The 20,691-nt window shown below is 38.9% G+C and carries 16 protein-coding genes and 1 pseudogene; 3 read left to right on the top strand and 14 right to left on the bottom strand.

The genetic code is table 11. From position 1 onward, the window contains the following. Positions 1-623 precede the first annotated feature (623 nt). A complete protein-coding gene (locus FZF09_RS14035) occupies positions 624-992 on the top strand; it encodes a DUF2512 family protein (RefSeq protein ID WP_158737231.1) in 369 nt (122 codons plus the stop codon). Between the two features lie 162 nt (positions 993-1,154). On the opposite strand, the gene FZF09_RS14040 is transcribed toward FZF09_RS14035, so the two are convergent. From FZF09_RS14040 to FZF09_RS14075, 8 genes are all read right to left on the bottom strand, one after another. Beyond that, positions 1,155-2,621: an ATP-binding protein gene (locus FZF09_RS14040; protein WP_158737232.1), complete on the bottom strand. Its 1,467-nt coding sequence runs from the start codon at positions 2,619-2,621 to the stop codon at positions 1,155-1,157. A 429-nt stretch (positions 2,622-3,050) separates the two neighbouring features. Next, complete coding sequence (locus tag FZF09_RS14045) at positions 3,051-3,632, bottom strand: protein-L-isoaspartate(D-aspartate) O-methyltransferase (protein ID WP_158737233.1); 582 nt, start codon at positions 3,630-3,632, stop codon at positions 3,051-3,053. Positions 3,633-3,995: 363 nt separating this feature from the next. Next, on the bottom strand, positions 3,996-5,609 hold the full coding sequence (locus tag FZF09_RS14050; protein WP_158737234.1) for an amidohydrolase: 1,614 nt from the start codon (positions 5,607-5,609) through the stop codon (positions 3,996-3,998). Positions 5,610-5,668: 59 nt separating this feature from the next. Next, complete coding sequence (locus FZF09_RS14055) at positions 5,669-7,009, bottom strand: APC family permease (RefSeq protein WP_233269507.1); 1,341 nt, start codon at positions 7,007-7,009, stop codon at positions 5,669-5,671. A gap of 40 nt (positions 7,010-7,049) precedes the next feature. Next, complete coding sequence (locus tag FZF09_RS14060; protein ID WP_158737235.1) at positions 7,050-7,253, bottom strand: hypothetical protein; 204 nt, start codon at positions 7,251-7,253, stop codon at positions 7,050-7,052. Between the two features lie 392 nt (positions 7,254-7,645). After that, complete coding sequence (locus tag FZF09_RS14065) at positions 7,646-8,437, bottom strand: divergent polysaccharide deacetylase family protein (protein WP_158737236.1); 792 nt, start codon at positions 8,435-8,437, stop codon at positions 7,646-7,648. A 205-nt stretch (positions 8,438-8,642) separates the two neighbouring features. Further along, positions 8,643-10,967, bottom strand: a complete 2,325-nt coding sequence (gene helD, locus FZF09_RS14070; protein ID WP_158737237.1) for an RNA polymerase recycling motor HelD — start codon at positions 10,965-10,967, stop codon at positions 8,643-8,645. Positions 10,968-10,980: 13 nt separating this feature from the next. After that, positions 10,981-11,142, bottom strand: a complete 162-nt coding sequence (locus FZF09_RS14075) for a hypothetical protein (RefSeq protein WP_158737238.1) — start codon at positions 11,140-11,142, stop codon at positions 10,981-10,983. A 210-nt stretch (positions 11,143-11,352) separates the two neighbouring features. Between FZF09_RS14075 and FZF09_RS14080 the strand changes: the two genes are divergently transcribed. Further along, the gene (locus FZF09_RS14080; RefSeq protein WP_158737239.1) at positions 11,353-11,994 is read left to right on the top strand and encodes a class I SAM-dependent methyltransferase; all 642 of its coding nucleotides are present in this window, start codon (positions 11,353-11,355) and stop codon (positions 11,992-11,994) included. A gap of 70 nt (positions 11,995-12,064) precedes the next feature. Here FZF09_RS14080 and FZF09_RS14085 read toward each other — a convergent pair whose 3' ends face one another. From FZF09_RS14085 to FZF09_RS14105, 5 genes and pseudogenes are all read right to left on the bottom strand, one after another. After that, positions 12,065-12,478 (bottom strand): universal stress protein, encoded by a 414-nt coding sequence (locus FZF09_RS14085; protein ID WP_158737240.1) that lies wholly within the window; start codon positions 12,476-12,478, stop codon positions 12,065-12,067. 162 nt (positions 12,479-12,640) lie between these two features. Beyond that, positions 12,641-14,090, bottom strand: a pseudogene (locus FZF09_RS14090) (SulP family inorganic anion transporter). 438 nt (positions 14,091-14,528) lie between these two features. Further along, positions 14,529-14,933 carry an ester cyclase gene (locus tag FZF09_RS14095; RefSeq protein WP_158737241.1) on the bottom strand — a complete coding sequence of 135 codons (405 nt, stop codon included), beginning with the start codon at positions 14,931-14,933 and terminating at the stop codon, positions 14,529-14,531. A gap of 124 nt (positions 14,934-15,057) precedes the next feature. After that, a complete protein-coding gene (locus tag FZF09_RS14100; protein WP_158737242.1) occupies positions 15,058-15,216 on the bottom strand; it encodes a hypothetical protein in 159 nt (52 codons plus the stop codon). A gap of 107 nt (positions 15,217-15,323) precedes the next feature. Then, positions 15,324-16,790 (bottom strand): protein adenylyltransferase SelO, encoded by a 1,467-nt coding sequence (locus FZF09_RS14105; RefSeq protein ID WP_158737294.1) that lies wholly within the window; start codon positions 16,788-16,790, stop codon positions 15,324-15,326. A 614-nt stretch (positions 16,791-17,404) separates the two neighbouring features. Between FZF09_RS14105 and katG the strand changes: the two genes are divergently transcribed. Beyond that, a complete protein-coding gene (gene katG / locus FZF09_RS14110) occupies positions 17,405-19,612 on the top strand; it encodes a catalase/peroxidase HPI (RefSeq protein WP_158737243.1) in 2,208 nt (735 codons plus the stop codon). 116 nt (positions 19,613-19,728) lie between these two features. Here katG and FZF09_RS14115 read toward each other — a convergent pair whose 3' ends face one another. Further along, positions 19,729-19,869 (bottom strand): hypothetical protein, encoded by a 141-nt coding sequence (locus FZF09_RS14115; RefSeq protein ID WP_158737244.1) that lies wholly within the window; start codon positions 19,867-19,869, stop codon positions 19,729-19,731. Positions 19,870-20,691 lie beyond the last annotated feature (822 nt).

A 20,691-nucleotide genomic window follows, 5' to 3' on the forward strand; every position in this document is an offset into this window, starting at 1 on the left:
CCTGTGACAACGTTGAACGGGCTTGCACAGGAGGTGTTGACTTTTGCGTTGCGACAGGACGTTCGCGGTTTTAGCAAAAGTTCCTCTTTATCGTGTGCGCCTGAGCGGCTGGGCGCTGAAGCTAGACATCAAAAACGCCAATTATTTATAATTTCTTACCTTTTAAAAAAACCGAAGAAATGCATAGCCATAGACAGACTACTGTCACTTCTCCGGTTCTTCGCCTAGCAAAGAAAAAGCTGCCGTTCTTTTAGAAAAGCTTGGTTTACCAACAAGCACCAATATAAAAAAAGAAAACAATCCGTCATAACAGGTATGTTAACTTTTCTTATTGTAATTATTATTATACAAGAGACTTAGATTATTGGTTATATGTACTCTAACATTATTTTGCCTTTCAGCTTCACAATAAAATCACTGAAGGAGCTTCTTCTGACTTTGGTTAAGCTTTTATCCAAATGCAATATTAATGTTAATCAAACGTTTGATTAAAAGAAAAGAGAACAATGGGAGCTTTTTACTAATTAGAATAAACGCCGCTCATCAATTTTCTCCTCTCACGGGCTAATTAAGGTTTGAAAATAATAAAAAAAGGTAAATTTTTCTTTAGGAGGTGGAATAAGATGATACACGTGAAAGCACTAGGCATAAAAATTCCTATGGTTGCCGTTGTTCTTCTCATCATATTCAGCGGGATCAGCACTTACTCTTTTTGGAACACTATCATTCTTTCGTTGTTAGTCGTGGCAGTGTCTTATATAGCAGGTGATCTTTTCATTTTAAAAATGACCAACAATACAATTGCTACACTGAGCGACTTTGGAGTTGTTTTGTTGATGGTTTGGCTGGCAGCAATTCCGGTATTTGGAGCTGGCGTGCCTTTTGGATTAGCATTCATTTCTGCCGTTTTTATCGCAGCTGGGGAATGGGGCTTTCACAAGTATGTGAACCGCGTTGTGTTACCCGACATATACAACCCGTATCCGTCATAATATAGATTTCTCTCACAAATTCTCTTTAAGAGCGGAAGAGTGAAGCATGTCGTTGCAGTATACGCAAAAAGCAAAACGAATTACTTGCTGCAACGAATATACATTTCACTCTTCCTTATTATGCTTACCAGTGTATAGAAAAGATTTCTCTTGCCTGAAACACTAGAAACATCTCTCCAATTCATCTATTTCTTTTAAATGGTTAATGGGCAGAATCATATGAATGGTCGTTCCGTAACCTTTTTTAGAATCTATTTCAATTTTACCTTGGTGAGATTTGATAATATCAAAACAGACTGACAGCCCCATACCGAGTCCGCTTTTTTTTGTAGTAAAAAATGGTGTTCCTAAGTGTTCAATTTCCTCTTGCGTCATCCCTTCTCCTTCATCCGAGATATCGATATGAAACTTATTTTGTTCAAGATTAGAATACAATTTAATGTCTATTCTCCCGCCATCTGGCATTGCTTCAAAGGCATTTTTAATAAAATTAATGAGTACTTGCTTCATTTGGGATTTATCTATTTTTAGGTTGCAATAAGAAACATAAGATTCAAAATGAATTTTACAGTTATGAAGACGAGCATCGCTTGTCATCAATTCAACGGTGTTATGAACCAGTTCACACACATCACAATTTTCTTTATTAACTTCAACAGGTTTTCCTAATGAAACAAATTGGTTCACTAAGCTTTTCATTCTTTCTAATTCGGCTGTAATAACTTCGAGATATTTATTTTGATTGTTATTTTCTTTAAGAAGCTGTGTAAGACCGATAATAGAAGTGAGCGGATTTCTTATTTCATGAGCTAATCCCGTACCTAATTTCCCTATAGCTGATAATTTTTCTGATTGAATCACTTGCTGCTGTAATTCATGGTACGATGTTAAATCTCGAAACTGAGCAAACGTGCCTATGATTTGGTTCTCATCATAAAGTGGAAAAACATCTAAAAGACAAAGCTTTTGCCGGTTTGATTGATTTACAGGAAATGTGATCTCTACGTTTTCCACTTTGCTGCCTGATTCAAGCACGGAAGTGATATAGTCAAAAATTTCTTTAACCCGCTCTGTCTCTCCTGCTAAAATTTGATTTTTATAAACTCCTGTGATTTCTTCTGCTCCTGCATTGAATTCTAAAAAGCTGCCATCTTTATCCGTCATCACCACCCCTAAAGGAGTAGAACTAATGATAAACTGATTTAGTAAATCAAGCTTGTGATTTTTTTGCTGTAATTGAATTTCTCTTTCAATGGTATCCACGACAGATATGAGCATTCCAAGATGGAACGGACTCGCATGCTCGATTGTCGACATAATAGAAATGGTACCGGTAAGTCTCTCGTCCTCAGCAAAAGAAAATGGAGCGGAATAGCAAGCTGTTTCTGATAAGCAGTAATGAAAATGATCTTCTCCTATCACTTCTAACGGTTCACCATGTTTTAAGGCCAGTGATACAGCATTTGTCCCTGCATCTTTTTCGGTAAAACTTGCGCCGGCAGTAATACCTAATTTATCGACCATTCCTTTTATCGTTTGGTCACCATAAATATCCAATAAATACCCTTCATCATCTGTGGTAACGACTAATATAGGAACCCCATTTACATTTTGGATAAGCTTTTTCATAAAATGCTTAGCTTCCTTAAGAACTTTAGCGTACAGCTGTTTCTTCGATAAGAGCTCTTCCTTCGTTAGAAAAGTCTTTAAAGAGGGAGTATCTTCTGGGTCCATGTTAAAGAGATTCCTGCAATTTAAGTGAGACTCTTTAATATATGTACTAAAATCTTTCATTTTGTTTCCTTTCTTCAAACAAATACTATTTAAATATTGCAATGAATTCTTTCATCTTCTCACATTTTCCATTGCTTAGGAAGACATGCATTAAGTTAGCTAAGATAAATTTTCCTAAAGTATTAGAAACTCATATGATTCCGGCACTAAACCGAAGTCACGCGAGTTTTCTATGATTAACTTACTTGATTAATACATTTTATCATTCTGTGTTCAATGTCTTAAAAATCCCATAAAAATTTTAGGCCAAATTCACCTTTCAACCTAATTACTATCTCTCTTCAAGCTCACAAACATTACGTTCATTATAAAAGTTGAGCAGGTTTCTCCCTGTTCATCTTTTTCTATTAGCAATAGCTTTTGTTCCCATTCGGATCCAACAGGTATTACCATTTTGCCGCCTGCTGCCATTTGAGATACTAATTCGGAGGGGACTTCGGCTGCGGCCGCAGTAACCATAATCCTGTCATATGGCGCATTCTCTTCCCATCCTTGACTGCCATCTCCCAGCTTAAAAGAAATATTAGAAAAACCTGCTTCTCTTAATTTCTCTTTTGCCCGTAAGTGTAAAGCTGTAATACGCTCCATCGTATATACCGACTTGGAAAAGGAAGCTAGTAAATCCGTTTGAAAACCAGAGCCTGTCCCAATTTCTAACACTTTTGAATCAGGTTGAATATTTAAGGTTAACGTCATTTCTAATACGAGGGAAGGCTGGGATATCGTTTGCCCATGACCAATACCCACTGCTTGGTCTATATGTGCCATATCTTTGTCTTTATCCATATAAAAGCTTCGGTCCATTTTTCGAAAATATTTAATAATCTCATGTTCTTTATTTTTCAAGGTATTACCTCCAAATGACTCGAAGTTTTATGTTTTTATACCCGTGAACACTATTAGAAAAAACTGCTTGCAACCGAGTCCAAATAACGGAAGTCGTAGTTTTGCTTATACTTTAATCCTTTAACAAAGTTAAACATTCCTAAAGTATTATTGAAAATGTGCACTTCACTTCCTGTTGCAACCGCGGCATTAGTACGTTCAGTATATTGATTGTGCTGTAGAAGTAAAAGAAGTAATATTTAACTTTAACAACGCTAAATATTACTTCTTTTTATACTGTAGATAATGCTCTTTTTTTAAGCTAACTTTTTGTAATAGTTCACTTTTACAAATGTTATTTCCAAAAGGTTTTGACAACAAACTTTATTTCTCTTCGAAGACAATATCTCCGTCCATAATTGTCATCAAGACCTTCGTTTCCCTAATCCTTTCCGTAGGAATTGAAAATAAATCTTTATCTAAAACAATAATATCAGCTAACTTCCCGGGCTCTAATGTCCCAAGCTCATGATCTCTAAAAACACTATGGGCTGAACCTGAAGTATACGCTTTTAAAGCAGCAGCAATCGGAATTCGTTCTTGTTCATTCCAAATTCTTGTATCAGTATAATCTTTCCTGTTTACTGCATAATATATTTCTTTTATTGGATCCAATGGAGATATTGGAAAATCAGTTCCAAATGCAAGATTTCCTGCCCCTTCGTATAATGATTTACAGGTATATGCGTATCTGTCTTTTTCGCTGCCAACTCTTAGCGTGTGATTTTCACTTGGCATAAGAGCTAAGTGAGACGGCTGGATGGACGGAATTACTCCCAAAGTTTTAAATCGTTTTATATCATCTGGATGTATGACTTCAATATGTTCCAACGCATGCCTGGAATCCCTTTTCCCATTAATAATCTGAGCATTTTCAAAAGCATCTAAACCTAAGCGAACAGCCCCATCTCCGATTGAGTGAAAACGAATCTGAAACTCTTCTTTATCAGCCTCAATGACCCATTCTTTTATTTGTGCTGGGGAAAAAGCTGTCTCCCCTTTTGTTTCTGGACGATCTTTATATGGATCCAACATGAATGCAGTATAGCCCGTTACCACTCCATCTATAAACTGCTTTAATCCTGTAAACTTCAATTTTGGTGAATTGTAACTCTCTCTAAGATTTTTCACACGGTCAAAATTCCCGTCCAGGGCCGGGTACAGGTGAATTCGAACAGTCAAATTCTTTTTATTTTCAAATTCCTTATAAAACTCATAATCTTCCAAACTGGAAAGCGCCCTGCTTGCATATAAGTCATTGACAGATGTTACACCACTTTTTGCTGCATGCTTTAGAAAACTTTCCATCAATTCATATTGCCGTTCTCTTGGAAATACCAATGCTTTATCAGATACCAATGATACAGCCGTTTCAAGCAGTACTCCAGTCAGTTCGCCATTTTCATCCTTTTGTATATCTCCATAGGGCGGGTTCGGAGTTTCTGGGGTAAGATTTGCAATTTCCAGTGCCTTACTATTTACCCAGGCATAGTGTCCCTCAGCATGAATTAACAGCATGGGAGTATCGGGAATATACTTATCGAGAATATTCCTATGTGGAGGGTCACTCACATCCTCCCAGCTACCTTCATCCCATCCATTTCCAATGATCCATTCGCCATTCTCTACCTCACGTGCAAATTCCTTTACTTTTTGTCCAACTTCCTCTGAAGAAGCAGCAGTTGATAAATCAATCGAAAAATCAGTAAATAAACTTCCAAGCATCAAATGTAAATGTGCATCATGAAAACCAGGCATGATCAGTTGATCTTTAAAGTCATAAACTTTTGTCGATGTCCCTATATATTGGTTTCCATCACCGTCTTTTTCTACCGCTATTATTTTTTCATTTTTTATCGCAAGAAAGCCAGACATCGGCTCATCTTCCCACCCAGTGAATATCGTATTACCCCGAAGTAAAATATCAGCAGTGTTCATCTTATCTCTCCTCTTAAATATAAATCTAAACGTTCTAAATTGTATATGTTTAAGGCTGATCAGCCACTTTCTTCATATTGAATTACTGGAAGTTTGTTTCTAAATCCTTTCGTTAAAAACAATAGATAACCAAAACCTAATACAAACCAAATGATTCCTAGCATTAGAGAATATCTATCAAGATTAACAAGCAGCCACAAATCAAGTAGTGCCCCTATTAAAGGAATGACTACATATAAAGAAATCCCTTTAAGTGACCTATCTGTTTTGTTTCGGAAAAACAAAACAATTACTGAAATATTTACAAAAGTAAACGCGAAAAATGCCCCAAAGTTAATAAAAGATGCCACCAATGTGAGACTTAAAAATAACGCCGACAAGGATAAACAAGAAATTAAAATAATGTTATTGACAGGTGTTTTATATTTCGTATGAAGTTTCCCAAAAAATTTCTCAGGGAGCTGTCCATCTCTTCCCATTGCAAACAATACACGGGAAGCGCTTGCTAAAGATGCTGTTGCGGAACCAAATGCCACAAAAGCAGTTACTACTAAAAAGGTAGTGCTTAATACATTTCCTCCGACTAGTCCAATTATTTCATACGCGGCTGAGTCAGGGTTACTGAAACTCAGGTAATCTGGCCATACATTGTGGGATAGATATGAAACTACAACAAAAATAAATCCACCTATCAGTGTTACCAAAATAAGACCACGTGGAATATTTTTTTTAGGGTTTATTGTCTCCTCGGAGAAAGCCGTTACTGAATCAAATCCTAAAAATGAAAAACAAAGTAACGCAGCTCCAGCAACTATCAAAGAAAAAGATTCATCAGAATTGAAAAACGGTTCGATATTGAATATGATCCCTGTTCCTGTCCCCTCTAAAATTGATTTAATAGATAAAATACAGAAGATTAGTATAAACAATACCGAGATTGCAATAACAATTATATTTGCTCTTGCTGCGAGTTTAACTCCTTTTATGTTTACAAAGGTTACGAGGATTAATAACCCAATGATCCAAACCTGAGATGGAACCTCTGGTATTGCTGCAGAGAAGAAAATACCAAATAATAAATAGTTAACCATTGGTATGAAAAGATAATCCATTAAAATGGACCACCCGACTAAAAATCCAACAAAAGGATTGATCGCTTTCTGTGCGTATGAATATGCTGATCCGGCAACAGGATATTCTTTCGCCATTTGTCCATAACTATATGCTGTAAAGAGCATGACGATCAGAGCAAGAATATACGACCCTGCAACCATACCATGTGATAGTTGCGAAGCTATACCATATGTACTGAAAACAGTCGTTATAGCCATAAAAGCTAAACCGAATACAACAACTGAAGGTAATGATAGAGACCTTGCAAGTTTTGTGTTATCTTTCAATTTGATTCCCCCTCCCTTAAAATTAAGTTTTTCAATATGTTTAATTGCAATTTATGTGCCAATTAAGGAAGGATTTCGAACTATTCAAAATATTCCATTCCGTCGTTGCCTCATTTATAAGAAACGCGCAAGCGCCTTGCCCACGAGCGACAAGTCCTGGAGGGTCGGCATATGGAAAGCTGATCTTTGCTTTCCATTGACGAACCGAAGGAATCTCGAGCGAATAGGCGCTTGCGCTAGACATGTAAAACGCCAACTATTTATCATTTCTTACAAGTTCAACAACATTCCTAGAAATAGCGCTCGCATTATGCAAATCCAAATAATCAATGCATTTATGCATAGTTTTCACCAGTTGATCAATTTGCAAGTTTTTATACTAAAGTAATTGCTATCAATCCATGGGATGCAGTACATGGTGGTGGATTACTTCATCAAAAGACAGAATTAAATATAGAAAAATATTATACATATACAGCTGCTTATATCGATAAAAAATGAGAAGGTTAAATAAGAAAAATACGTACTCTACACTACACGTTTAAGTGGATAAATATTTTGATCAGCGGCATCAAAGTTTGGCATATATTTTTTATTATTTATTAAACATTTGTTCATTTCCTGGGAGTACTCCTACTACTGACTCAATTGATAATCTGGAACGAGTTCTGAGACTCCCACAAACTCTACTTCTTTCTGCATATCTGCTGCCTTGTTTTGCAGCACGGCGGCTGTGCTTTTCCCAGCACGTCCTACATGCCCAATCGCAATGCACTCAGGGTGTCTTTCTGTTAGTTGGCTCATAATTAATTGACATTGATGACTAATGTGGTTGATACTTGTCACGTCATCCAAAAATATATGATTTTCGGCATATGGAACCCCTATTTCTTCTGCTAAATCACGTACTACACTGTAATAGTTTGTTTTACTGTCTATATAGATCAACCCTCTCTCTCGGCAGACTTCAAGGATCTTTCGCATCACTCGTTCATCCGCTGTTGCCTTTGAACCCATATGATTGTTCATACCAATCGCATGAGGAACAGCATCAATGGCTGCGTGAACTCTCCTCTTCATCTCTTCATCACTTAAATCAGTTGTAATGGCTCCCGGACCAAGCCAGTCCTTGTTTGCATTTTTCGCTTCCATTGGCATATGCACAATTACATCATGACCTTTTTCATGGGCTGTATTTGCATCGATAATGGATGTCGTTAAAAACGGCATAACAGCCACAGTCAATGGTATTTCAAGATCCAGCATCTCTTTTGTACCCGCCATGTTATTGCCAAAATCATCTATAACTATAGCTACTCTTTTTGAAAAATCGTTAGGGTTTTCTGCATTCGTCAATGAGAAACTAATTATAAACAGGAAAGTCATTATCATAACAGAACAAAAAATCTTAAGAATTCGCGAGTTCATACCTATCTGCCTCCCTATTATGTTTATCGTTTCCCATTTCCCATTAATTATGGTGAATGTTGTGAAGTTCTTCGGAAAACCTTAATCAAACGTTTGATTAATGGATCTCTTACAGGCATTTTAAAAAAACACAACTTCTTTCTCAACAAAAAATGCCCCCCTACGGATAGGGAGGCAGAGACATTCAATTTTTACATGTCACCTTTCACTCAATAGAAAACGATATCTTATGATTTTCAGCTCCATGATCGAATAATTCCTTTAGCAGTCCGGAATACCGTGTACGATGTAAAACGACATCTAAATCATGGAGAGCCCGTGTCATAGATACATACAGCAGCTTCACATCTAAATCTTTCGTTTTGTCATAATTCTCTTTATCTGTAAAGAGAATGACAGCGTCAAATTCCAGACCTTTAGAAAGATAAGACGGAACTATATGGACGATGCCTTCTTCTAAGTTTTCGTTTTCTTCTAATATTTTGGAGTGGAGGTCCGTGTACTTTTCTATTGCTTTGTTTATTTCTGTGCACTCTTTTTTAGTTTTTCCTATGATGGCAACGGATTTATAATTTTTTTGTTTGGGTGTATTGATTCTTTCTTGAAGAAGCAAAGCTGCATCTTTTGAAGTTTCAAAGAAATAAAAGCTTGGTTCCTCTCCGTGGCGAACTACTGGTTTTGCCAGCGGCAGATCTTCTGTTTGACTGTATTGGATAACAACGTTCGCCCATTTCATAATTTCCTGAGTTGTTCTGTAACTTTGTTCTAATGTGGTATACGTTGCTTTCTTAAATACGTGATTAATGACTTCATCCCAATTCAAAATGCTTCGATAGCTGTGTATTCCTTGAGACAAGTCCCCTAATATAGTAAACAACTCGGTGTTAGTCACTTTTTTTAAAGTGTAAAACTCAAACAAGCAATAATCTTGGGCTTCATCTATTACAACGTTTTTAATTTTTTGCGTATCTTTTACACCTGCAAGTAAATACTTTGTGTATAGCAATGGAGCAGCATCTTCCCCTTCGATTTTTTTACCTTTCAACAAGGACTTATTGTAAGAAGCCAAAACTTTTGCTTCTTCGTTTGTAATCTCTCCATTCCCATATTTAAACAAAAGATTTTCATCAGTCATTAACTCTTTATAATACGTATGAATGTCCTTTTTTGAAAATTTCTTTACGTAAGGATTCACTATATTTTTAGATTCCTTCTTTAATCTCTCCAAATATTCTTCTTTTTGATCCATGACATGAACGATTTTTTCTCTTCGTTTTTCAGGATCTTTTACACTGTACCTAATCTTTTCAATTCGGTTATCATAGATGTCTTCTACTTTTTGAAGAATGTCTTTTTTCTTTGTTTTAACATGATTTGAAATTACTTTCTTGATTTTTTCTATACGTTGAAATGGCGGCATATATGCGTATTGCTCTTCAAAAAGAGATTTTACTTTTTTCCTATCAAATAATACAAACCGATCAAGTTTTAAATCTTCTCCCAAAATAAGGCTGTCTGTGATTTCAGCAGTATACCGACCAATTATATCCTTACACAACATGGAACCTTTACATTGAGAAATCCAGGATAAAGTTTCCAAGTCTTCTTTAGGATCTCCTTCTACAAGCTTCAACAGCTTTTCATCTGATTTCATAAAGGTAAACTTTTTTCCCATGGCTTGATGAAAAAAGTCTTGAAATGTTGTCTGGGTCACATCTTCTACTCCAAGCTCAGGAAGGACGTCCGAAATGTAATCAAGAAATAGCTTGCTTGGTGCTAATATCATCATTTCGGAGGGATTAAAGTTTTCAGCGTACGTATAAATAAAATAAGCAATCCGGTGCATCGCAATTGTAGTTTTACCGCTTCCAGCTACACCTTGAACGATTAAAGGCTTATTCATTTCAGCCCTTATAATGCGGTTTTGTTCTGCTTGTATGGTAGACACAATATCTTTTAATCGTTTTTCTGCATTTGTAGTTAGAGCAGCTTGCAGCATTTGGTCCCGTGCTGTAATATCAATATCTCTTACTTCTTCGAGTTCTCCATCTTCAATGACATATTGCCTTTTTAAAGATAGCTCTCCCTCATGGGTCTGCCCCTCTGCATCATAAACAGCTTCTCCTAAGCTTCCATCATAATATAAGTTAGCAATCGGAGAGCGCCAATCGACAATTACAGGTTCATGAGTATCTTTTCGGTTTAATGATGTTTTTCCAATATACAATTTTTCTGTTTCGTCCGAATGTTTTGGAGTGAAATCAATCCGACTGAAATAGGGATTATCCTGGACTTTCAGTAAGCTCCGAAACTCCTTATTTGTCATTTCCAGCAACTGAGCATTTGACAAAGTGTTTACGTAGCTTAAACTGCTATCTAAATGATCTAATTCTACCAAAGCCTGCTTAATATTGCTTTGATAACCTTTTTGATCTTTCAGTGACTTTTCTAACACTTCACGAATGTATTCTTTCGTTTTTTCGAGATGAGCTTGCTCTGCTTCAAACTCTTGCTGATCCTTATCTGACATAAAGAACTCCCTTCTATTTAGAATATCTGCTTCGTATTTTAGCTTTTTCACGCAGCAAAGTTATTTTTGTTATGATTTGTTTTCTTTCTTTATCAGAGTTAGACGCTTTTAGTTTAGTTTTTAGGTTTTGCAGCTGTTTTTGTTCCTCACGATTTAAATATTTTTCATCTTTCAACGTTTTTTCCTTCCCATTTTGAATCATTTGGGGAAAAATTATTATTGGGGATTTTGAGGATTAAAGGGGTGTACAGAAAATATATCATATCGATAAAATCATGTGAAATCGAGAACAAAATGACCCGGAGTATTTAGAACATGTTTGATAGTAATATATCTTTTCGTTATGATTATAATTGTTTACTAAATTAGATAGCGGTGATCACATGTGTTAAAAGATACGGGAGAGAGAATTATCCCTAAAGAAATGAAGCCTAGTAATGGAATGCTGCTCGAACACCTTGCCCGCTATTACTTTGCTGTACCTTATGCCAGAGGAAACGTGCTCGATATCGCGTGCGGGTCGGGTTATGGTGCACAGATGATAGCTAAGGCGAGAAAAAAGCATATGACAAAGATAGTAGGTGTAGATATCGATTTGGAGACGATCGATTATGCCAAAAAAACCTACAATCATCCATTACTAACATTTAAAACGGGAGATGTTTTTGACTCGGAGTTAATAACAGATATTGGTACATTTGATACTATAATTTCTTTTGAAACATTAGAGCATGTTCCCGATGACCGGGAGTTTTTAACAAAAATAAGTTCTTTGCTTAAACCTGGAGGTACCATGGTTATATCTACCCCATTCGGACAAGGAAGAGGAAAACCATGTAAATCTCCTTTTCATTACCATCAGTTAACAGAACATGAGTTTCTTACTCTTTTTACTGAAAATGACGATATTTTTGAAAACGTTCATTTTTATTATCAACAAGGCGTTTCTATAGAAAATATCAAGCGTCCAAAAGTTCGATATCCATTAGGAATTGCTGTATGTAATAAAAGAAGTAACTCCAGATAATCCTATCAGAAAAGAACAGGAGGAAATGTTAAAAATAAAGACTGCAGGATAATTCATCTTTGCAGTCTTTTTATTTTACTATCATCACAGGACAATTGGCTCGCTTTGCTACTTTATGGCTGACGCTGCCTAAAACCATGCTCTGAAGATTATTCAATCCACGGCTTCCCATAACGATACAGTCATAATTATTAGCATTAGCATGTTTTACAATGGCAGGTCCTGGTTCTCCATGTAAAAAATGAACATGGTAAGATATTTGTTGTTGGTTTAACAACTCTTCAATGTTTTTAAGTTTTTCACGCCGTTTTTTTGTAATCAGTTCTTTATTCCCTGTATGAAGTACATCGGTTTTAGATTTTGATCCATCAATAACATAGACAACATCAATGGTTCCTTCCGCTTTTAATAGGCCAGCAGCATGCTTTGCAGCACGATAAGCATGTTCAGAACCATCTGCTGGAATCAGTACATGTTGATACATATAGTCTCCTCCAATCTATTCTATTACCTATATCTTATGAAACTTATCTTAACCTGTAAAGAAACTTATAATAACTAGGATTGTTGCTTATGGATAAAAATGTTATCCAGACTAAAAAACGATCACTTATTTTGTGATCGTTTTTAAAAGGCTGATGAAATTTTAATGTCCTGAAGCTTTTGTTAATCCGCCTATTTTGTTTAACAACTGTTTGCTTTCCGGATTTAAACCAGCATACGTTACTTTAATGTCTTGTTGTTCAAACTTATTCTCAATTTTATCCAAAGCATTAATAGCAGAATCATCCCACAAATGGGCGGCGCTTAGATCAATTTCCACTTCTTTCACTTTATCATCATACCTAAATTTCTTAGGCAGGTCAGAGACAGAAGCAAAAAACAATTGACCTTTTAACGAGTAGACTTTCTTTTGTTGAACTTTAACTAATTTTTCTTCCACATGAATTTTTGAAATCTTACTCACAAAGAAGATAGCACTTAAAATAACACCAGCTAATACACCTTTAGCCAAATCATGTGTAACAACAACAGTAGCTACAGTTACAACCATTACCGTGGAGTCCGTTTTAGGAACTTTATGAATGTTCGCTAAGGAACTCCAGTCAAATGTCCCAATAGCAACCATAATCATTACTCCTGCTAAAGCAGCCATAGGGATTTGGACAACAATCCCGCCTAGCGCAATAATAAGGATCATCAGAGCAACACCCGCTACTAACGAAGACAGGCGGCCGTTCCCTCCTGATTTTACATTAATAACAGATTGACCAATCATAGCACATCCAGCCATACCGCCAAAACAGCCAGTAACAATATTAGCAATCCCTTGACCTCTGCACTCTTTGTTTTTATCACTTTCTGTATCAGTCATATCGTCAATGATAGATGCAGTTAAAAGAGATTCTAACTGCCCGACAACTGTCAAAGCTAAAGCATATGGAAAAATGATAGCTAAGGTTTCAAAGGTTAATGGGATAGATGGAAGCATAAAAACAGGAAGAGACTGTGTTAGAGTTCCTAAATCTCCTACGGTTCGCACTCCAAAGTTAGCAAAAATAGCAATAGAAGTAACAACAATAATTGCGACCAGGGTGGATGGGAACCTTAGGAAGCAAGTAAATAATGGCTAAAGTTAATGCCACTAATGCATACATAATCCAATTTTCCCCTACAAAATGCTGCAGCTGAGAAGTGAAAATAAGAATTGCTAATGCATTGACAAAACCAACCATAACCGAACGAGGCACGAATTTCATGATTCTTGATAACTTAAATACACCGAACAAAACCTGTAGAATACCTGTTAAAATCGTAACAGCCAACAAATATTGGAGTCCGTGATCTGCTACCAGGGTGATCATTAGAAGAGCCATAGCTCCCGTTGCTCCTGAAATCATTCCCGGTCTTCCACCTACAAAGGCAATAACAACAGCGATACAAAAGGATGCATAAAGTCCTACCATAGGATCTACCCCTGCTATAATGGAAAAGGCAATAGCTTCAGGGATAAGAGCAAGGGCAACAACAATTCCCGCCAGTACGTCTCCTCTAACGTTGCCAAACCACTCCTGTTTGATTGATTGAAAATTCAATCCAACACCTCTTCTCTATTCTATTTATTTTTTATGACTTTTGTCTCTTACAAAAGTCGGCCGTTGTGAACAAAAATAGAATAGCACATATTGGCCTATTTATGAAAACAGCATGTAAGCGTACGTCATTACGAAATAACTTTCATTTTCTCTTTATTTCTTTTCTTTTTTACTACCTATAAGAAATTTTATTTTTATAGTTTTTGTGTTACACACAACAATTAACATTAGGGGATCAACATTAGGTATATAATAATAAGGTAAGAGAATTAGAAAACCTAATAGAGAGGGAAGAAAAATAGAAAGGTTTAGTTATATTGAATCAATAGAAGGATAACAAGTTTTAATTGCAGACCATTATTTCGAGTTTATCACTTGTTAAATATAAGATAAGGGAAACTGATCAATATAGAATTTCTTCAGCTCCCCTAATACTATTTAATTCGCTGGAGCTACGCCAAGCTGCTGTGCTAACCCCAAGCGGTCGGTGTGCAGCGATACTTCTTCAATTTTATCATCTGCAAACCGGAGAAAATGAGCCCCTTTAATCGTAATTTGTTTGTTTGTTGGCGATACAGGAATGTAGCTGAACGTTCCTTTATGCGTTCCCTTTGCTACCCAGTTGACAGCTGCCATCTCTCCATCAATCACAACGTGAGTAACATTATAGTGAATATCAGGAAATGCTTTGTGAAGTTCCTCTACTACCAGTTCATTGCGGTCCTGGTCATACTCGTGTACTAAATAATTAGATGACAGAATTTCATCTTTTTTGCTTAAATCATCATCATTATGTATTTCTTCATAAAAGCGGCGTATGACCTCTCTCTTTGCATCTTTCATAGACGTACTCTCCTTTTTTGAAGAAAATTTTTTAGTACCACTTAAAGGTACTAAAGAACTATTTCAAAAAAAGTTTTTTAAGTCCTGCCTAACCTTCTCATTCTTTATTAAAATAAAAAAAGTTTCAGGGGTATAACCCCGCTCGTAATGACTTATTTTTGTAATCGACTCGCTCCTCATTACGCTCTTGGGCTTCCGCTTGTAAGGAGTATTCCCGCTCTTTTTCCATGAGTTGATTGAGATCCACGACAATGGAGGATTTCACCAAAATAGCTAGGGCCACCCCCATTCCTCCTATTCAAATTTTCTTGGTCGAAAACATAATGACATTAGAATGGGGCTTGGCCCTTTTTCTATTTAAACCGTTGTATAGACTCTGTCTATCTCTAATCATGTTCCGCAATAAGTTACGTAAGGGCGGTTTGATGGCTCAGGCAACTTGGTATATTCCTCTTGTAGAGAGGAATAGGCATAAGGATTTGAAAGAACGTCCATAAACTGTTCCATCACGCTGTAGTCTCCTTTATTCACTGCGGCTTCAAGCGCCTCTTCTACTCGGTGGTTACGAGGGATAAGCGCAGGGTTCGAATTTTTCATCAATTGATAGGCAGAAGTTGTCGAATTCTCCTGTCTAGTCAGTCTCTTCTGCCACTGCTCATACCAATGCGTGAACTCTGTTGTTCCATTCATAGGTGTATCCTCCAGCTTGTCTAATGTTAAAGCGCGGAACGTATTGGTGAAGTCAGCATGGTGCTTCTCCATAATACGGAGGAGATCTTCAATTAAAGGTTTGTCTTCTTCCTCTTCGTTCTGTATTCCTAGTTTTTCCCTCATGCCCGCAAGCCAATGACTATGATACAAATGCTCATACATTGAAAGAGCTTCTTGGGCCAGTTCGACCGCGTGTTCCTGCTTTTCATGAAGCAGCGGCAATAGCGTTTCAGCAAAGCGTGCAAGATTCCACTGGCCAATGGCCGGCTGATTTTGATAGGCATAGCGGCCTTGCATATCAATAGAACTAAATACCGTTGCCGGGTCATATTCATCCATAAAGGCGCATGGACCATAATCGATGGTTTCTCCACTAATAGTCATGTTGTCCGTATTCATCACCCCGTGGATAAAGCCGACGAGCTGCCATTTGGCAATCAGCGCAGCCTGACGTTCGACCACTTCTTGAAACAGTGAAAGATAACGATCCTCATTATCTTCCATTTCCGGAAAATGACGCTTAATTGCATAATCAGCAAGAATTCGAATTTCCTCGATACTGCCCCATTTTGCTGCGTATTCGAAAGTGCCGATGCGCAGATGACTGGCTGCTGCTCGCGTTAGAATGGCACCAGGCAGAATGGTTTCGCGAATCACAGACTCCCCAGTTGTCACAACAGAGAGACTGCGGTTGGTAGGAATACCAAGCGCATGCATTGCCTCACTGATAATATATTCCCGCAGCATCGGTCCAAGTGTCGCTCGGCCATCTCCGCCGCGAGAGAATGGGGTTCGGCCTGAACCCTTGAGTTGTATATCAATCCGTTCTTGTGAAGGTGTGATCTGTTCGCCAAGAAGTACAGCTCGACCGTCCCCTAACATGGTAAAGTGCCCGAATTGATGACCGGCATAAGCCTGTGCAATAGGCAAAGCACCTTCGGGAACCTGATTTCCAGCCAAAACTTCTATACCTTCTTTGCTTTGCAGGTTCTTCTCGTTCAATCCCAATGATTTTGCAAAAGACTTATTAAGAATGACCAACTCCGGTGAATGTACAGGTACTGGTTCAATGTTTTTAAAAAACGATTCCGGCAGACGGGCATAACTATTATCGAAGTTCCATCCCATTTCTTTAATCTGTGTCATCATATCTCCCTTATTTGTTTTTGTCCTATTTTATCCACTTTATATTCTTCCATTTTTTAATTTAAATTCTTCATCTAAGAATTAGTGAACTTCTCTTTCTTTAAGCAATTTAATAAAGACAAAACCTTTATCGTTTGTAAGAAGTACTCACAAAAAATCCCTTAGTGAAATTTTACCAATTGAATGTGCCAAGTACAAAAAATTGAGCAGTAGTTATTAAAACTCTATTTTATTAATTATTCATTTTCATTGTTTGTTGATAAGAGTATACTTACTCACACCAAACTAATAAAGTTTTTTAAAGTTTCTCGGTTACGATATCTCTGGGCATAGCGTGATAATGTTGCTGAATTCTTAGACGCCGGCGCCATACCGTCGGATAGCAGATAGACCATTTTTTCTGTGAGGAAACTGTTCATCTTGGTGCGCTTTATATTTCTTTCCTCACGAATATTTTAAATTTTTATAATTTGCTGCATTTTTCTTTTTATTTGAGTCATAATTTATTATAATTACAATGTAATAATGAATATTGCCTCTAGTTTGTAAGTTTTGCACTTAAAAGGCATGTTCATTTGTTAATTACTCAACACAGAAAGGGGAAACGTATAGACATGAAAGACATTGAGAACATTGGAAAGTGTCCAGTTGCGCATGGCAGTGCTACTAGTAATACCTCTAGTGCTACTTCAAACAGAGACTGGTGGCCAAATCATCTGAACTTGAATATTCTTCATCAGCATGACAAGAAGACAAACCCAATGGGAGAAGATTTTGATTATGCAGAAGAATTTAAAAAGCTGGATTATGATGCGCTAAAGAAGGATCTTCACCATCTCATGACAGACAGTCAGGACTGGTGGCCTGCGGACTACGGACATTATGGTCCATTCTTTATCCGTATGTCCTGGCACGCAGCAGGCACGTATCGTATAGGAGACGGCCGTGGTGGCGGGGGAAGCGGTTCCCAACGTTTTGCTCCTCTTAACAGCTGGCCGGACAACGGCAACCTGGATAAGGCCCGCCGCCTGCTTTGGCCAATTAAACAGAAGTATGGCAACAAGATTTCTTGGGCCGACCTGCTCGTTCTAGCAGGGAATGTAGCAATTGAATCAATGGGAGGAAAGACCATAGGATTTGGCGCAGGACGTGAGGACATCTGGCATCCGGAAGAAGACGTCAACTGGGGGCCTGAAACAGAATGGCTCGGGAATAAGCGCTACTCCGGGGAGCGTGAGCTGGAGAATCCGCTTGCTGCCGTTCAAATGGGCTTAATCTATGTGAATCCGGAAGGTCCAGACGGTGAGCCGGATCCAGTCGGAAGCGGCCGTGATATTCGTGAAACCTTTAAACGTATGGGAATGAACGATGAAGAAACGGTGGCACTCACGGCCGGCGGTCATACATTTGGTAAGGCACACGGTGCGGGAGACCCTTCTCATGTTAGTGCAGAACCAGAAGGAGCTCCTATTGAAGCACAGGGCTTAGGCTGGAAAAGCACACACGAAACCGGTAATGGTCCTTACACTATCACCAGTGGAATTGAAGGGGCCTGGACTCCTACTCCGACACAATGGGATATGAGTTACTTTGATCTGCTGTTTGGATATGAGTGGGAGCTGACGAAGAGCCCTGCCGGTGCCTATCAGTGGGCCCCTGTCAATCCGGACGAGAAGTATTTTGCACCTGATGCAGAAAATTCTGAAAAACTTGTTCCAACGATGATGACTACGGCTGATATGGCTATGCGTATGGATCCGGTCTATGAAAAAATCTCCCGTCGTTTCCACCAAAATCCAGACGAGTTTGCCGATGTCTTTGCTCGTGCATGGTTTAAGCTTCTGCACCGTGACATGGGTCCTCGTGAACGTTACCTAGGACCGGAAGTTCCGGAAGAAGAGTTCATCTGGCAGGACCCTATTCCTTCCGTTGATTATGAGTTAACCGATGCCGAAATCGAAGAACTGAAAGCGAAGATTCTCGACTCCGAACTTACAGTGAGCGAGCTGGTCACAATAGCGTGGGCTTCCGCCAGTACCTTCCGCGCCTCGGATATGCGGGGTGGTGCAAATGGCGCCCGCATCCGTCTAGCTCCACAGAAAGACTGGGAAGTGAATCAGCCGGAACAGCTTTCAAAAGTATTGACTGTACTGGAAGACATTCAAAGTCAGCTGGATAAAAACGTCAGCCTCGCCGATTTGATTGTACTGGGCGGCAGTGCAGCGGTCGAAAAAGCAGCAAGAGATGCAGGATTTGATGTCAAGGTGCCATTTGCGCCCGGACGTGGCGATGCTGCACAAGAACAGACGGATGTGGAAAACTTTGAAGTGCTGGAGCCTTTCGCAGATGGGTTCCGCAACTATCAGAAGAAAGAGTATAGTGTCAGCCCAGAAGAGCTCTTGATAGACAAGGCACAGTTGTTAAACCTTTCCGCCCCTGAAATGACGGTCCTGATTGGCGGCATGCGTGTTCTAGGGGCCAACTACGGCGGAACACAGCACGGTGTCTTTACGGATCGTGTCGGCACACTCACGAACGACTTCTTTGTGAACCTGCTTGACATGGGAGTCGAGTGGAAACCTGCAGACGGCGGTGTCTATGAAGGGCGTAACCGCCAGACAGGGGAAGTCGTCCGTACGGCAACGAGAGTTGACCTCGTGTTCGGTTCCAACTCTGTTTTGCGTGCTCTTGCCGAAGTATATGCCCAAGCCGACCACAAAGAGAAGTTTGTCCATGACTTTATCGCTGCCTGGGTAAAGATTATGAATGCCGATCGTTTCGACCTTAAAGAAAGCACAGTTGATATAGCTATTCAAAGATAAAAGATTGAACTCCCCCACTTACAAAAGAAACACTCTTTTGCTAAAGTGGGGGATTCCTAAAACCACCGACTTACTGGTCGATTATACTTAGGTAAACCCCATCGTCAGGCATCCAATTAATTGAAGGATATAAGAAAAGCGCAAGCGCCTTGCTCACGAGTGACAAGTCCTGGAGGGTCGGCATATGGAAAGCTGATCTTTGCTTTCCATTGACGAACCGAAGGAATCTCGAGCGAGTAGGCGCTGAAGCTAGACATGTAAAACGCCAAATATTTATCATTTCTTATCTTTTAAGAAAAGTGCAAGCGCCCTGGTCAGACGCGACAGGTTCTGGAGCTTTCGCGCAGGGTCGCCTGCGGCCCGGAGTCGAAAGGGAAGACATCAGACGTTCAGCTCATTTTAATGAACTCTACTAGCACACGTCGACGCATAGGATGTGCTAATGTCGCCAATGCCACAGGACGTGGCGTTTTTGGCGACGAGTGTGCAACGTAGAAGTCACCACATCGTGTGGAAGTACCTCCTGTGACAACGCTGAACTGGCTTGCACAGGAAGTGTTGACTCTCTCGAGCAAGTAGGCGCTGGAGCTAGACATGTAAAACGCCAACTATTTATAATTTCTTACCTTTGGACAAACAAGGGGCTTCCTGAAACAATTTCGGCTGTGTCCCCTCCCCCCTGTCAGATTCGTCCCTACCTGGGTCTTCTTTAAGGATAGTTCCTCGCAGTAAAAGCCTGTATTCCCAAAATTCAAAGGTCTATGTGTCGGTATATCCCTTTCGAGTGCAGGAGAGTGACACGTTTTCCATTGGTTTCCCACCAGCGCGCGGCTGACTTCGATGCCTTTCTTTTTAATTCGTTCCGTGATTAAAAACACCGTTTGCTTCCGCATAAAATAAATAGTCGACACATTTCTCTTTCGACAGGCAAGCTCTTCCTCAGGTTCCATTACCACGTTTTCATCCTCCTGAGCTTTCGCTGTCCCTATCTCGTCTGATAACTGATTTCCACAGCTGTACATTCCTTTCATATCCGTGCTGCTACTCTATACTTAGCTTCCCCCGCCGTTTCTGTCACT

Origin of the sequence: Alteribacillus sp. YIM 98480 (assembly GCF_009765375.1) — a bacterium.
GTDB lineage: Bacteria > Bacillota > Bacilli > Bacillales > Marinococcaceae > Alteribacillus.

What these genes read in the sequence shown, in the direction of transcription:
- katG (WP_158737243.1), top strand. Translation starts at nt 17,405, where the DNA reads ATGAAAGACATTGAGAACATTGGAAAGTGTCCAGTTGCGCATGGCAGT.
- FZF09_RS14040 (WP_158737232.1), bottom strand. Translation starts at nt 2,621, where the DNA reads ATGAAAAAGCTTATCCAAAATGTAAATGGGGTTCCTATATTAGTCGTT.
- FZF09_RS14060 (WP_158737235.1), bottom strand. Translation starts at nt 7,253, where the DNA reads ATGTCTAGCGCAAGCGCCTATTCGCTCGAGATTCCTTCGGTTCGTCAA.
- FZF09_RS14050 (WP_158737234.1), bottom strand. Translation starts at nt 5,609, where the DNA reads ATGAACACTGCTGATATTTTACTTCGGGGTAATACGATATTCACTGGG.
- FZF09_RS14085 (WP_158737240.1), bottom strand. Translation starts at nt 12,478, where the DNA reads ATGTATCAACATGTACTGATTCCAGCAGATGGTTCTGAACATGCTTAT.
- FZF09_RS14065 (WP_158737236.1), bottom strand. Translation starts at nt 8,437, where the DNA reads ATGAACTCGCGAATTCTTAAGATTTTTTGTTCTGTTATGATAATGACT.
- helD (WP_158737237.1), bottom strand. Translation starts at nt 10,967, where the DNA reads ATGTCAGATAAGGATCAGCAAGAGTTTGAAGCAGAGCAAGCTCATCTC.
- FZF09_RS14105 (WP_158737294.1), bottom strand. Translation starts at nt 16,790, where the DNA reads ATGACACAGATTAAAGAAATGGGATGGAACTTCGATAATAGTTATGCC.
- FZF09_RS14035 (WP_158737231.1), top strand. Translation starts at nt 624, where the DNA reads ATGATACACGTGAAAGCACTAGGCATAAAAATTCCTATGGTTGCCGTT.
- FZF09_RS14115 (WP_158737244.1), bottom strand. Translation starts at nt 19,869, where the DNA reads ATGTCTAGCTTCAGCGCCTACTCGCTCGAGATTCCTTCGGTTCGTCAA.
- FZF09_RS14095 (WP_158737241.1), bottom strand. Translation starts at nt 14,933, where the DNA reads ATGAAAGATGCAAAGAGAGAGGTCATACGCCGCTTTTATGAAGAAATA.